The organism is Pedococcus sp. P2_A3, from assembly GCF_056405035.1.
On the sequence record NZ_JBFUCW010000015.1, the window covers coordinates 113,018 to 125,869 of the forward strand.

12 protein-coding genes are annotated in these 12,852 nt (G+C 70.6%); 2 read left to right on the forward strand and 10 right to left on the reverse strand.

Going from position 1 to position 12,852, the window contains the following annotated elements:
* Positions 1–68: 68 nt before the first annotated feature.
* The 4 genes from AC1DX8_RS13315 to AC1DX8_RS13330 form a co-directional block, all read right to left on the reverse strand.
* Positions 69–1,313 carry a winged helix-turn-helix domain-containing protein gene (locus AC1DX8_RS13315; protein WP_477630400.1) on the reverse strand — a complete coding sequence of 415 codons (1,245 nt, stop codon included), beginning with the start codon at positions 1,311–1,313 and terminating at the stop codon, positions 69–71.
* The gene (locus tag AC1DX8_RS13320) at positions 1,276–1,956 is read right to left on the reverse strand and encodes a response regulator (protein ID WP_477630401.1); all 681 of its coding nucleotides are present in this window, start codon (positions 1,954–1,956) and stop codon (positions 1,276–1,278) included. The genes AC1DX8_RS13315 and AC1DX8_RS13320 overlap by 38 nt, the downstream gene beginning before the upstream one ends.
* A gap of 101 nt (positions 1,957–2,057) precedes the next feature.
* The gene (gene hpf, locus AC1DX8_RS13325; RefSeq protein ID WP_477630402.1) at positions 2,058–2,708 is read right to left on the reverse strand and encodes a ribosome hibernation-promoting factor, HPF/YfiA family; all 651 of its coding nucleotides are present in this window, start codon (positions 2,706–2,708) and stop codon (positions 2,058–2,060) included.
* A 345-nt stretch (positions 2,709–3,053) separates the two neighbouring features.
* Positions 3,054–3,830, reverse strand: coding sequence for a ComF family protein (locus AC1DX8_RS13330; protein WP_477630403.1), 777 nt, complete (start codon positions 3,828–3,830; stop codon positions 3,054–3,056).
* Positions 3,831–3,981: 151 nt separating this feature from the next.
* On the opposite strand from AC1DX8_RS13330, the gene AC1DX8_RS13335 reads away from it, so the two are divergent.
* Positions 3,982–5,571, forward strand: coding sequence for a sensor histidine kinase (locus AC1DX8_RS13335; protein WP_477630404.1), 1,590 nt, complete (start codon positions 3,982–3,984; stop codon positions 5,569–5,571).
* Positions 5,568–6,218, forward strand: coding sequence for a response regulator transcription factor (locus AC1DX8_RS13340; protein WP_344139102.1), 651 nt, complete (start codon positions 5,568–5,570; stop codon positions 6,216–6,218). Before AC1DX8_RS13335 ends, AC1DX8_RS13340 begins: the two co-directional genes overlap by 4 nt.
* A gap of 168 nt (positions 6,219–6,386) precedes the next feature.
* On the opposite strand, the gene AC1DX8_RS13345 is transcribed toward AC1DX8_RS13340, so the two are convergent.
* The 6 genes from AC1DX8_RS13345 to AC1DX8_RS13370 are packed head-to-tail and all read right to left on the reverse strand — an operon-like array spanning position 6,387 to position 12,847.
* The gene (locus AC1DX8_RS13345) at positions 6,387–7,310 is read right to left on the reverse strand and encodes a type II secretion system F family protein (protein WP_477630405.1); all 924 of its coding nucleotides are present in this window, start codon (positions 7,308–7,310) and stop codon (positions 6,387–6,389) included.
* Positions 7,310–9,286: a type II secretion system F family protein gene (locus AC1DX8_RS13350; protein WP_477630406.1), complete on the reverse strand. Its 1,977-nt coding sequence runs from the start codon at positions 9,284–9,286 to the stop codon at positions 7,310–7,312. Before AC1DX8_RS13350 ends, AC1DX8_RS13345 begins: the two co-directional genes overlap by 1 nt.
* A 2-nt stretch (positions 9,287–9,288) precedes the next feature.
* Positions 9,289–10,656 (reverse strand): CpaF family protein, encoded by a 1,368-nt coding sequence (locus AC1DX8_RS13355; protein ID WP_477630407.1) that lies wholly within the window; start codon positions 10,654–10,656, stop codon positions 9,289–9,291.
* On the reverse strand, positions 10,653–11,855 hold the full coding sequence (locus tag AC1DX8_RS13360) for a CpaE/TadZ family protein (protein ID WP_477630408.1): 1,203 nt from the start codon (positions 11,853–11,855) through the stop codon (positions 10,653–10,655). Before AC1DX8_RS13360 ends, AC1DX8_RS13355 begins: the two co-directional genes overlap by 4 nt.
* Positions 11,856–11,864: 9 nt before the next feature.
* A complete protein-coding gene (locus AC1DX8_RS13365) occupies positions 11,865–12,644 on the reverse strand; it encodes an RcpC/CpaB family pilus assembly protein (protein WP_477630409.1) in 780 nt (259 codons plus the stop codon).
* A 56-nt stretch (positions 12,645–12,700) separates the two neighbouring features.
* Positions 12,701–12,847: a Flp family type IVb pilin gene (locus AC1DX8_RS13370; RefSeq protein WP_477630417.1), complete on the reverse strand. Its 147-nt coding sequence runs from the start codon at positions 12,845–12,847 to the stop codon at positions 12,701–12,703.
* Between the last annotated feature and the right edge of the window lie 5 nt (positions 12,848–12,852).

Genomic DNA, 12,852 nt, shown 5'->3' on the forward strand with positions numbered 1-12,852 from the left:
AGTCGAGGACTGCCGACACCGCATTCCGGACAACCCCCGCCCGGATCCCGCCACGAGCACCACCCGGGTCAGGCGACTCCTGCCAGACCGAGCCAGCCGGCCATCAGCGCCAGCTCGTCGTCGAGAGCCGGTCGGGCCTCGGCCGGGGCGCCCACCTCCCAGTGCACGGCCTGCACCCGCAGCACACCGTCGGCGCGGTCGGCCTTGAGGTCACAGCGCGCCACGAGGGCGTCGCCGAACAGGAACGGCAGGACGTAGTAGCCGTGCACCCGAAGTGGCGCCGGCACGTAGATCTCGAGCCGGAAGTCCATGCCGAAGATCGCGGCAGTGCGGTCGCGCTGCCAGATCAGCGAGTCGAACGGGCTGAGGAGGGCCTGCGCGTGCACCCTGCGCGGCCGGCGGGCCTCCGGGTGCAGGTAGGCCGGGCGCTTCCACCCCTCGATCGTCGCCGGCACGAGCGCACCCTCGGCCACCAGGGACTCGAGGGCCGGCCGGGCCTGCTCGGGCTTGAGGCGGAAGTAGTCGCGCAGGCACTGTTCGGTCCCGACCCCGTGGGCCCGGGCCGCGATCAGCATGAGCTCGCGGAAGGCGACGTCATGCGGCGGCCGGGCTGCCGGGTCGGCCACCGCGGCGGCGAGGTGACCGGGCAGCACCCGCTCCAGCGCGGCATACCGTCGCTCGAACTGGCTGGTGCGACCGGCGCTGCTGATCTGGCCCGCCCAGAACAGGTGCTCGACGGCGCTCTTGACCAGCGACCAGTTCCAGCCCCACTCGTCGCGCTGGCGTGGGAGGTCGTGCTCGAGCGCGGCCTCGAGGCCCCGCGACGTGATCGGTCCGCGCGCCGTGACCTCGGCCAGGACCGCCGAGACCAGCTCGGGGTGCTCGCGGGCGACCCGCTGCATCCCGCCCCAGGAGTCGTGCAGGGCGCGCTGCATGCGGAAGTCGAGCAACGGCCAGGTCGTCGGCGGGATCAGGCTCGCCTCGTGGGCCCAGTACTCCACCAGCCGTCGCGGCGCTCGGTCGCGGGCGCGGTCGAGGAGCGCCGTGTCGTAGGGGCCGAGCCGCGAGAAGAACGGCAGGTACTGGCTCCGCGTGAGGACGTTGACGCTGTCGATCTGGATGATCTGCACCCGGTCGATGACGCGCTGGAGGTGGCGCATCGTGACCGTGCCGGGGGCAGGCCGGGGCTCGGCGAAGCCCTGTGCTGCCAACGCAATGCGTCGCGCCTGGGCTCGCGTCAACCGCACCGGGTCGCTGGTCACACCTGGTCGCAGGTCACTCGCCGGGTTCGAGGAGGTTCTCGCGAACGGCATACATGGCCGCCTCCATCCGCGAGTGCAGCTGGAGCTTCTCGAGGATGTTGCGCACGTGGTTCTTGACGGTGTTCTCGGAGATGAAGAGCTGGTGGGCGATCTCCTTGTTGGCCAGCCCGCGGGCCACGAGCCGCAGCACCTCGAGCTCACGGTCGGTCAGCCGCGGGGCGCCCACTCCGGTGGGCCGCTCGCCCTGGCGCTTGCTCATGTGCGCGAACTCCGCCAGCAGCTTGGAGGCCATCGAGGGCGACAGCAGCGAGTCGCCGTTGAAGACGGCGCGCACGCCGTCGGCGATCTCCTCGCCCGGCACGTCCTTGAGGAGGTAGCCGTTCGCCCCCGCCTTGACCGCTTCGTAGAGGTCGGACTCCTCGTCGGACATCGTCAGCATGATGATCTTGGTCGACGGCACGAGGGCCTTGATGGTCTGGCAGGCCTGGATGCCCGAGGTGTGGGGCATCCGCACGTCCATCAGGACGACGTCGGGGAGCAGCTCCACGGTGCGGTCGACGGCTTCCTTGCCGTCACCGGCCTCGCCGACGATCTCGATGTCGTCGTCCTGCGAGACGACCATCTGGAGGCCGCGGCGGTAGAGGACGTGGTCGTCCGCGATGACGACCCTGATCGGGTCGGCACCGCTGCCCATTCCACCAGCCCCATTCGACACGTGCACATACTGTCACGGGACGGCGACGACACCGGACGAAACGCCCTGCTGGGCCCGCCCGGTGTCGTCGTCGTCGCAGGTCAGGAGACCTTGCGCTGCGCTCCGTCGTCCTCGGTGACGTCCAGGTGGATCACGCCGTAGGACCACCCGCGACGGCGGTAGACGACGCTCGGCTGACCGGTGTCCTCGTCGTGGTAGAGGTAGAAGTCGTGGCCGACGAGCTCCATCTCGCGGACCGCCTGGTCGAGCGCCATGGGCACGGTCGCGTGGATCTTCTCGCGGATCTCGACCGGCGAGTTGCCCTGCGCGCCGAACCGGTCGCCGTCGCCGTCGACACCGTCGTGCACGTGGTCCTCGCCCGACAGCTCGCCCGGCTCCTGGATCCGCGCGGTGGCAGCGGCCACCGACTCGGGTGCGTGCCGGCCGCGGTGCACCCGCCTGCGGTCCTGGGCCCGCCTCAACCGCTCCATGAGCTTGTCCAGCGCCAGGTCGAGCGCCGCGTACTTGTCGTCAAGGCATGCCTCGGCCCGCACGATGGGGCCCTTCACGTGACAGGTGATCTCGACCCGTTCGCAGGCCTTGGCCTGTCGTTTGTTGGGCTCATGGCTCACGATGACATCCACGCGCTGCACCCGGGGGGCGAGCTGCGGGATCTTGGCGAGCTTTTCGTCGAGGTGGTCACGGAATCGGTCTGAGACCTGCATGTGGCGTCCGGTGACGACAATCTCCACGGTGTTCCTCCATGGGTTCGGCGGGAGTGTGGGTCGGGCTGCGCAGCCCGGGGGTCAGCCGCGGCAGCACCTCCGAGTGGGTGTGCGGAAGCACCCGGTGTTGGGCGGGTCGTGCGGCTCCGCTCCCTGCCGCAGAGCGCCTTTCGGACCGCGTCCGAGGCGCCCTGTTCGCGTGACGTGCACGGGGGCCAGGGGGGCCATGTACCGACGGTAGACCACGCCGGAGGTTTGCGACACAGGGACTTGGTCCTGCGTTCACCCAGAGTCTGCTGGACGCCAGCTGTGCGCGCGCTCGCCCCCGGGCGAGCGGGTCCCGCGCGGCCCCATGGCCGTCTCACGCCGTGGTCACCGCGGCGGGTGCGGCCCCCTCGACCGCCGCTGCGTGGCGCAGATCGTGGCCGCCACCACGACAGCCGCGCCCCCCGCCCGCAGCGCTCGCGCGGCCTCGACGAGGGTCGCGCCAGTGGTCAGCACGTCGTCCACCACGACGCAGGACGCGCCCTCCACCACGGGGTCCCAGCGCGGCCGCACGGCGAGCGCGTGCTCGAGGTTGACGACCCGCTCGCGGGCTCCCAGCCCCACCTGGTCGGCCACCCGGCGGCGCGGCTCGAGGGCGTCCGCGAGCAGCGCCTCGGTCGGGCCGAAACCGTCGAGGGCACGGTCCACGAGGGCCACCAAGGGGGCGTCCCCCCTGCTGCGACGGGCCGCCGCCGAGGAGGGGACCGGCACGACGAGCACCGGTCCGTCACCGCGCCGCAGGAGGCCGACGAGCTGGGGACACCCGGCCAGAGCCGCGTCGAGCGAGCGCGCCAGCAGGCCACCGAGGAGGTCGGCGCAGTCCCGTCGCCCGTCGTCCTTGTAGGCGGCGACGACGGCAGCCAGCGCCCCGGCATACGGGGCGCAGCTGTGCACCGGCGGGAGCTGCGCCGGCGCGGGCTGTGGACGCACGGAGGAGGGCCCCAGGGGCCACAGCGAGGCGCCGATCTCGGCCCGACAGGCGGGGCACACGAGGTGGTCCGGGCGACCGCACGCGGCGCAGCCGACCGGGAGCGCGAGGTCGGCGAGGGCAGCCACGGCGCCCCGCGCGCCGACCGGGCCGGACCACGGGGGCGGAGGCGACATGGGCCACATCGTGAGCCCACTGGAGTGTTGCGGGGGATTGGGCAGCACAAGCGTGTGGACACGACTAGTCTGGGGCACGGCCTGTGGACAACTGCTGGGCGCCGGGGACGTGAGACGGGAGGCGTGTATGCGTTGGCTGCCCCACCTTGCCGTGTCCACCCGCCTCCGGCTGTCGATGGCCCTCGTGGCGGCGATGTTCGCCTACATCGACAAGAGCCTCGTCACGGCGCTCCCGTGGATCCTGCTCGTCGTCACCCTCGACCTTGCGGCGGCCAGCCTGGCCTACCTCACCGTCATCCAGGGCGCGTTCCGCCACACCCAGCTCATCGCCCTGCTCACCGTCGGCGCCGTCTCCGCGGGGATCGGCATGGGCAGCGAGGGCTCGTGGTCCAAGCTGCTCATCCTCATCCCGGCCTACCACGCAGGCACCCGGTTCGCCCGGACCGGCGCGTTCTCGGCCCCGCTCGTCGGCCTGGTCGTCGGGCTCTCCACCGCGTGGTGGCTCGACCGGCTGACGCCCCCTGAGTCCCAGCTCATCACGCTGGCCTCGCTGTTGGCCGTGCTCTTCGGGCTGCTCGGGGCGTGGTCCCGCGAGCTCGAGCCCGAGGAGGTGCTGCCCGACGCCAACGTGGCCGCCGAGGCGAGCCTGCTGCTGCGCCGCCTCCACGAGCTCGCCGACACCCTCGACACCGGCTTCGACGCACCCGGGTCCGCCGAGATGGCGCTCCAGGACCTCAGCAACCAGATGCGCTCGGCGCGCAGCGCGATCCTCGTCGGCTACGGCGACGACCCCGCTGTGCCGCTCGCCATCCGCGGCGCCGACCGCACCCCCTGGCCCGACCCCATGGAGAAGGACTCCGTCCTGGCGTGGACCTGGCGCCGGGGCGAGGCGACCCTCGCGGAGTGGAAGGACGACCTCGTCGCTCGCTCGGTGATCGTCGTGCCGCTCAACGACGACAAGGGCGACCGCCTCGGCCTCCTGGTCGCCGACCGGCCCCTCGTCACGCCGTTCCGCGAGGAGGACCTCATCGCGGCCCAGGGCGTGGCCGACCGGCATGCCGCCAACATCGACCTCTCCGTTCTCTTCGCCGGCCTGCGTGAGCGGGCCGGCCTGGAGGAGCGCGAGCGGCTGGCCCGCGAGATGCACGACGGCATCGCCCAGGAGATGGTCGCGCTGGGCTTCGGGATCGACGCCGTCCGCCGCAAGGCGCGGGGCCTCGACTCCCCCATCGCCGACGAGCTCGACGCCCTCCGCGTGGACGTGTCCCGCGTGCTGGGCGACCTGCGGCTGCACATCGCCGACCTGCGGATCGCCGTGCGCCCCGACACCGGGCTCGGCGCCATGATCGGGGCCCGGCTGCAGAACTTCGGCTCGTCGTCCGGAGTGACCACCCGCATGCACCTCAGCGAGACCGGGTTCCGGCTGCCGGCCCACACCGAGGTCCTCATCTACCGGCTGTTCCTGCGGATGCTGGCCGACGCACGGCACTCCCTGAACGCCAAGACGGTCGAGGTCCGCCTCAACGTCGCGGCCCCCCGGGTGGAGCTGTGGATGGCCCACGACGGCACCAGCACCCTCACCGAACGCGACTTCGGCGACCACCCCCTGCTCAGCCTCGGCGGGGAGATCTCCATCGAACCCTTCGGCGTTGAAGGCGTCGCCCTCCGCATGCGAATGCGGGCCCGTGGCGCAGCCCCCTCCGCAACGCTGTCCAACGAAAGGATCCCCCAACCCTCATGACCATCAACGTCGTGGTGATCGACGACCACACCCTCGTCCGCGAAGCCGTCTGCCGCATGATCGACAGCGAGCCCGACCTCGCCGTGGTGGGTCAGGCCGGTGGCATCGCCGAAGGCCGAACCGTCCTCGCCCAGAGCCTCATCCACGTCCTCGTCGTCGACGTGTCGATGCCCGACGGCTCCGGCCTCGTGCTGGCCCGCGCCGCACGCGAGGCGTCGCCCCGGCTCGGCATCGTCGTCCTGACCATGCACAACGACGATGAGACCCTGCTCGAGGCGCTCGACCTGGGCGCGTCGGCCCTGGTCCTCAAGTCCGCGCCCTCCGACGAGGTCATCGCCGCGGTCCGTCGGGCCGCCGTGGCACCCGACGCGTTCATGGCGACCGGGCTCGCCGAGGCGCTGCGCCGTCGCGACTCCAGCGACAAGCCCCGCCTCACCCCCCGCGAGGCCGAGGTGCTCGACCGCCTGGTCGCCGGCGATTCGATCGCCGCGGTCGCCAAGAAGCTGTACATGAGCGAGTCGACCGTCAAGACCCACGTCTCGAAGGTCTACGAGAAGCTCGGCGCCCACAACCGCGCGTCCGCGGTGATGTCGGCCCTGCGCCTCGGGCTGGTCAAGGCCGAGTCCGTGGGCCACGCCCGGCACTGACCGGGGCCACGCGGCATACCGAGGACCCGCCCGCCGACGACGCGGCATACCGAGGACCCGCCCGCCGACGACGCGGTATGCCGCGAACTCACCACCACGACGAGCTCACCACGACGACGAAGGACCCCGCCGAGCGGCGGGGTCCTTCGTCGTGCGGGCCTGATGGCCTCAGTGCATGTTGCCGAAGGTGTCGGCGATGCGGATGGCGCCGGGACCGATGATGACGATGAACAGGGCCGGGAAGATGCACAGGAGCATCGGGAAGAGGATCTTCACCGGCACCTTCATCGCCTTCTCCTCGGCCCGCTGACGGCGGACGAGACGCATCTGGTTGGACTGCTCGCGCAGCACGTTGCCGATGGGGAGGCCGAGCCGGTCGGCCTGGACCAGGGCGCTGACGAAGGTCTTGGCCTCTGACACCGTGGTGCGTGCCGCCAGCGAGGAGAACGCATCGCCCCTGGACTTGCCGATCTGGATCTCCTGCAGCACACGGGCGAACTCACCCGAGATGGGACCGGTGGTGGCGCGGGCCACCTGGAGCAGCGCCGCGTCGAAGCCCTGACCGGCCTCGACACAGACGGTGAGCATGTCGAGGGCGTCGGCGAGGCCGCGCTGGAGCTCTTCCTGACGCTTCTGGCCGGTGTTCATCAGCAGCAGGTCGGGGAGGAAGAAGCCCGCCGCAGCCGCCGCGGCACAGATGACCAGGCCGCGCAGGCTGAGCTGGCCGCCCAGCAGGAAGCCGAGCACCGCGCCGACCAGGAGGCCGATGCCCTTGGCGCCCATGACCCGCTCGACCGTCCAAGAGCCGGGGTTGCCGGCCAGGTTGAGGCGGCGCACGATGCGGTCGTTGGCCCCGGTGGGCGACAGCCGCTGGGCCAGGGCACGGGTCTGGTTGAGCATCGGGGCGACGATGCGTTCCATGACGGGCAGGTCGGACTTGCCCACCTCGCGCTTGTCGATGGTGCGCTCGATGAGGTCGAGCGACCGCGCGACGCCGGTCGGTTGGGCGGCGCCGAGGGTGGTGGCGAGCACGAGGGTGAGCAGCGCTCCACCGACCGCGACGAGGGCGATGACCAGCAGGATGGTTCCCATCAGACCTTCACATCCACGACTTTGCGCATCCAGAAGATGCCGATTCCGAGCGAGATGAGACCCGCGACGATCATGGCGATGCCCATGGGGCGCAGCCAGAGGAGCTCGATGTAGGAGCGGTTCGTCTTCATCGTGTAGAAGAAGATGCCGACGGGGAGCGCCACGAGGATGTAGGCCGAGAGCCGGCCTTCCGCCGAGAGGGCCCGCACGTGCCGACGGAGCTCCTCGCGCTCGCGCAGCGTCTTGGCCGTGGTGCGCAGCGTCTCGGCGAGGTTTCCACCGACCTCTCGCTGGATCCTGATGGCCATCGACGTCCAGCGCATGTTGTCGCTGTCCATGCGGTCGGACATGCGCTCGAGGGCGTCGGCCACGTCCGAGCCGATGCGGGTCTCGGCCAGCGCCCGGGAGAACTCCTTGGCGGCCGGGTCAGCGGAGTCCTTGGCCACGGCGTCGAGGGCCTGCGGCAGCGAGAACCCGGTGCTCAGGCTGCTGGCCACGAGGGTCAGCACGTCGGGCAGCTGGCCGTCGAACTTCTTGCCACGACGGTTGGACAGGAACCGGAGGACGAAGGCGGGGCCGAAGATGCCCACGACCAGACCGCCCACGGCAGCACCGAGGGTGACCAGGAGGCCACCGCGGAAGAAGACCATCGAGGCAGCGACCGTCGCGACCACTGCGACGATGCGCAGCACCCACCACTCCCCGGCACGCAGGGGCAGGTCGGCCCGCTGGATGTGCGCCATCGTCTTGCTGGTGGACTCGCGGCCCTCCATCATCCGCTCGCCGAGGAACACGAGGTTCTCCGACATCACGTTCGGACGCGACTTGGCCTTGCCGAGCGCGGCGTTCCCTGCCGCGACGTAGCGGTCGATGTTCTCCACGCGGGTCCGACGACCGGACTTGAAGGACGAGCTCGCCAGCGCGATCACCAGCACCATCAGCGCCAGGAAGACCGCACCCATGGCCAGGCCCAGGGTCGGAGACACACCCAGGATGGGCAGGGTCGCCGTGGGCGAGGCCGCCTTGACGACCTCTTCGGTGGGACCCACGATCGGGGACTTGTCCGAGGCCGTCTTGGTCGGGGCGGCCACGCCGGCCCCGAAGTCCACGAGCGCCGTCGTCGAGAACGGCTTCCCGCCGGACAGGCCGGCGATCTTGACGTTCTGCGCCCCGCCGACACCCACGGGCAGGGGCATCGAGAAGCTGAGCTGGGACGCCAAGGTCTTGGCGGCCGTCGTGAAGGCGTTCTGGACGCTGCCGGCGTTGGCCGCGGAGACGACCGTGCCGCCACCCGCCTTGGCAAAGCTGCTGAGCACCGCGACGTTGCTGTCGGTCGACTTGAAGGAGACCGCCTCCGCGCGCACCTTGCCGGCCTTCAGTGCGGCGACCGTCGCGGCCTGCGTCGACGTGCTGGCGGTGTCACCGCCATCGCTGAGGAGCAGGATGCTGCGCTCACCCTTGGTGCCGAGGGTCTTCACCGCGAGGTTCACGCCGTCATACAACGCGGTCTCCCCCTTGGCGGTCAGGCCGTTGACGGCCGTCTGCACCTTGCCCTGGTCGCCCGTCGGCGCCAGGTTGAGCACGGCCTTGCCGGAGAAGGACACGACACCGATGCGCACGTCGTCCGGGACGCTCTTGAGGAAGGCGGCGACCGACGAGCGGACCGTGGCCATCCCCGTGGCACCCATCGAGCCGCTGGTGTCGACCACGATGACGGCGGTCCGGGTCACGGGCGACCCCTGGCCGCTGGTGATCGCGTCGACCGGGTAGGCCTTCCCGGCCACCGTGACGGTGAGGGACGGGTCGATGTCAGCGCCGGACGAGGCGGAGATGAGCCCGATCAGGTTGTCGGACTTCACCTCGATGCCGGTGACCGTGACAGCCGGGCTGTCGGCGGCCGCCGCCGGGGCGGCCGCCACGAGGGCCACCACCCCTGCGGTCAGGAGCGCCCGGAGGACGCGCGGAGCACCACGCATGATCAGAACGCCTTGATGAAGAGGTCTGCCGGCAGGTCGATGCCCTGGTCCTTCAGGTCGTCCGCGAACTTGGGGCGCAGACCGTTGCTCTTGAGCACGCCCTTGAAGCGACCCTGGTCGTCACGCCCCGCGCTGTAGTCGAAGGTGAACAGGTCCTGCATGGTGATGATCTCGCCCTCCATGCCGATCACCTCGCTGATCGCGATGACGCGACGCGAGCCGTCCTTCATACGGGCCTGCTGGATGACCATGTCGACGGCGCCGGCCACCTGCTCGCGGATGGCCCGCACCGGCAGGTCGACACCGGCCATGAGCACCATGGTCTCGAGGCGGGAGAGGCTGTCGCGCGGGCTGTTGGCGTGCACCGTGGTCAGCGAGCCGTCGTGACCGGTGTTCATGGCCTGCAGCATGTCGAGGGCGGCGCCGTCACGGCACTCACCGACGACGATGCGGTCGGGGCGCATACGCAGCGAGTTCTTCACGAGCTCACGGATCGGGATGGCGCCACGGCCCTCGATGTTGGCGGGGCGGGACTCGAGGCGCAGCACGTGGTCCTGGTGGAGCTGGAGCTCGGCGGCGTCCTCGATGGTGACGATGCGCTCGTCGTCGGGGATGAACGACGAGACCACGTTGAGCAGGGTCGTCTTACCGGAACCGGTACCACCGGAGATGATGATGTTGCGGCGGCCACGGACGCAGGCGGACAGGAAGTCGCGCACCTGCGGTGTGAAGGTGCCGAAGGCGATGAGGTCCTTGTCCGTGAACGGGTCGGTCGCGAACTTACGGATGGTGAGCAGCGACCCGTCGAGGGCGATCGGCGGGATGACCGCGTTCACACGCGAGCCGTCGGGCAGACGAGCGTCCACGAGCGGACTGGCCTCGTCGACGCGACGGCCGACGCGACCCACGATCTTGTCGATGGTGCGCCGCAGGTGGGCGTCCGAGCTGAAGTGGGTCTCGACGGAGTAGAGCTTGCCGGCGCGCTCGACGTAGATCTGGTCGGGGCCGTTGACCATGATCTCGGTGATCTCGCTGTCGCGGAGCAGCGGCTCCAGCGGACCGTGACCGAGGATCTCGTCGGAGACCTCCTGGGAGATGCGCGTACGGTCCGCGAGCGAGAGCGGGGTGTCCTCGTGGTCGATGACGTCCTGGAGGGTGTGCCGCACCTTCTGCTCGAGCTCGTTCTGGTCGAGGTGCGGGTCGTAGAGCTGCGGGCCCAGTGAGTCGAGCAGGGCCTGGTGGACGCTGGCCTTCACCGTGGCGAACGGGTCGACCAGACGCGGTCGCTCGTTGGCGGCGGGGGACGCGGCGGCCTCCGTCGTCGTCTGCTGGCTGCGACGGACGCTCTCGAGCCGGTCGGCCAGGCTCATCGGTTACCTCCACGCGACAGGGACCAGCGGCTGGTCTTGGGGGACGCCTGGCCAGCAGCCGGGGCGTCGGTGCCCACGGCGGGGCCGTCGGGCAGGCGGATGAAGCGGTCGGCGAGGTCGCGCAGGGCCACACTCACCGCGTGCTTGGGCTCGTCGAGGATGATCGGCACGCCGCGGTTGACCGAGGCGGGCACAGCGGTGCTGTTGGGCACCATGACGGCGATGTCCTGCTTGATCGCGGCGACGACGTCCTCGGGCCGCAGGCCGACCTTCGCGTCCGAGCGGTTGAGCACCACGAGACGCGAGTCCTTGCGGTTGCCGAGGAGGTCGAGGGTGTCGAGCGTCAGGCGGAGGTTCTTCACCGCGGGGATGTCGAGGGTGGCGATGAGGATCAGCAGGTCGCTGTCGTCGAACGCCGCCAGGACGTGGGAGGTGAAGGCCGGAGGCGTGTCGAGGATGACGTAGTCGTAGTGGCGCTTGGCCACCCGGATCAGCTCGGCGACGGTGGTGCCGGGCACGCGGTCGGCGTCGCTCGGCTCGGCCGGCGCGCTGATCGCCTCCAGACCGCTGTCGTGCTTGGTGACGACGGCGTTGATGGCCTGCTCGTCGATGTTGCCGGCCATGCTGACCAGGTCGATGATCGAGTTCTGCGGCAGCATCTGGAGGCTGATGCCCACGTCGCCGAAGGCGAGGTCGAGGTCGATGAGGAGCACCCGCGAACCAGTGGCGGCCAGGTAGGCGCTCAGGTTGGTCGCGAAGGTCGTCTTGCCGACGCCACCCTTCGCGGAGAAGACGGTGACGACGCGGGCGGTCTTGGTCCCGGCGGCCACCTCTCCGGCGTGGCCGGTGACCCGCGTGGACAGCTCGCGGCTCCTGCGAGCCGCGTCGGCCAGGCCGGTGACGTCGTCAGCCGTGACGACCTCACGGATGCCCGCGCGCAGGGCCTGTCCCAGCACTGCCACGTCGATCCGGCGGCGCAGGAGGATCACTCCGAGCTCCGGGCGCTCGACCCGGCACAGCTCGGAGAACGTGCAGGCCGCATCCATGTCGACCTCAGGGCCGATGAGCACCAGGAGCTCGGCCGGGTTCTCCCCCAGCGCCCGCACCATGGCGGCCTGGTTGTCGATCCGGACGATGGATCCCACGGCAAAGTCGTAGCGCTCGGTGGCGCCGGGGTCGGCGTCCCACAAGAGGGTCATGGCGCACTCCTACTTGGCGGAGAAGAGGGTGGCTTCGGAGATGACCTTACCGAGGTCGATCTTCGGGTCCGTGCCACGCAGCGCCGCGTAGAGGTTGCCGGTCTGGATGCCGTGCACCAGGCGGGTCGCGTCGGCCGGGGAGACTGCGACGGTCATGAGCGCGCCGCGCACCGGGGCGCTGCCGCTCGCGGCGTCCTCGCCGTTGGCGGGCGCCTGCGTCGGCGTGAGGGAGGCCTCACCCATGGCGATGACCAGGACGTCGTCGAGCAGGACGCGGGTCTGCTGGCTCAGCTTGGTGGTGTCGGCGCCGGACTTCGCGGCCGTCTCGGTCGGGGTGTAGGTGTCGAACAGGACGACCTTGGACCCGGGCGTGAGGAAGGTGCCGACGCGCGCGGGGTCAGCCAGGGCGATGGAGACCGCGACCTGACCAGCCGGGACGTCGATGGCCTTCTGGCCGACCGGCTTCGTGCCGAAGCGGTCGCTGAGCACGTACTCGCCGGGCTGGATGTCCGAGAGGGCGAAGAGCCCACCGTTCGAACCGTTCACCCCGGTCAGCGCGCCGAGCGGAACGCCCTTGGCCGCGACCGAGGTCTTGATGATGAGTCCGCTCTGCACCGAGTCCTTGAGCGTGGTGCCCGCGGGGACGACGGACTTGACCACGTAGACGGACGTGGGGTCCTGCGCGGCGATGGCGCGGTCGTCAGCCCCCTTGGCGTACATCAACACGGCGACAACGCCGACCAGTGCCACGACGGCGGCCGCGAAGATGGCAACGATTCTGCGTCCCACGATGTGATTCCCTTGCTTGAGGTCAGACGAGTGGAGGTGCGCCCACCGGGCGCGTCCTACGGGTTGAAGATGCTGGACGGCACGTTGTAGAGGTCACTCACGTTGTGCCCGAAGGCAATCACGGAGACCACGATCACGACCGCGATGAGTCCGACCATCAAGCCGTACTCGACAGCGGTGGCCCCGTGGTCGCCCCGGTGGATGCCGG

Excerpts from the sequence above, each read along its gene's own strand:
- AC1DX8_RS13315 (WP_477630400.1), bottom strand. The coding sequence starts at position 1,313 with ATGCCGTTCGCGAGAACCTCCTCGAACCCGGCGAGTGACCTGCGACCA.
- AC1DX8_RS13320 (WP_477630401.1), bottom strand. The coding sequence starts at position 1,956 with ATGGGCAGCGGTGCCGACCCGATCAGGGTCGTCATCGCGGACGACCAC.
- AC1DX8_RS13330 (WP_477630403.1), bottom strand. The coding sequence starts at position 3,830 with ATGTCGCCTCCGCCCCCGTGGTCCGGCCCGGTCGGCGCGCGGGGCGCC.
- AC1DX8_RS13340 (WP_344139102.1), top strand. The coding sequence starts at position 5,568 with ATGACCATCAACGTCGTGGTGATCGACGACCACACCCTCGTCCGCGAA.
- AC1DX8_RS13345 (WP_477630405.1), bottom strand. The coding sequence starts at position 7,310 with ATGGGAACCATCCTGCTGGTCATCGCCCTCGTCGCGGTCGGTGGAGCG.
- AC1DX8_RS13350 (WP_477630406.1), bottom strand. The coding sequence starts at position 9,286 with ATGCGTGGTGCTCCGCGCGTCCTCCGGGCGCTCCTGACCGCAGGGGTG.
- AC1DX8_RS13355 (WP_477630407.1), bottom strand. The coding sequence starts at position 10,656 with ATGAGCCTGGCCGACCGGCTCGAGAGCGTCCGTCGCAGCCAGCAGACG.
- AC1DX8_RS13360 (WP_477630408.1), bottom strand. The coding sequence starts at position 11,855 with ATGACCCTCTTGTGGGACGCCGACCCCGGCGCCACCGAGCGCTACGAC.